This is a genomic window from Halomonas sp. SIMBA_159 (assembly GCF_046536035.1).
GTDB classification, from domain to species: domain Bacteria; phylum Pseudomonadota; class Gammaproteobacteria; order Pseudomonadales; family Halomonadaceae; genus Vreelandella; species Vreelandella venusta_A.
This window is the reverse complement of sequence record NZ_JAWJBT010000497.1, coordinates 1-275: the sequence shown is the minus strand read 5'-3', so window position 1 is coordinate 275 and position 275 is coordinate 1. Positions and strand designations below refer to the sequence as shown.

At 68.0% G+C, this 275-nt stretch carries 1 protein-coding gene; it reads left to right on the top strand.

The features are described 5' to 3' along the window. Positions 1-75: 75 nt before the first annotated feature. The coding region (locus R0J87_RS20170) for a metal-sensing transcriptional repressor (protein WP_498888476.1) at positions 76-275 on the top strand (200 nt) is incomplete at its 3' end.

The following is a 275-nucleotide window of genomic DNA, read 5'->3' as shown; positions in this document are numbered from 1 at the left end:
CATGCCCCCACGGACTCCTTGCAGATCCGTCTCTATCTCATATACTACCCCCCAGTATCGAGCGACCCCTGGCCCATGCCGCATTCCCCCGAGGAAAAGAAGCGCGTCCTCACCCGCGTGCGCCGCATCCGCGGCCAGTGCGACGGGCTTGAGCGCGCGCTCGAGGCCGGCGCGGACTGCGGGCCGGTGCTGCAGCAGATCGCCGCGCTGCGCGGGGCGGTCAACGGGCTGATGTCCGAGGTGCTCGAAGCGCATATCCGCGAAGACTTCAGCCA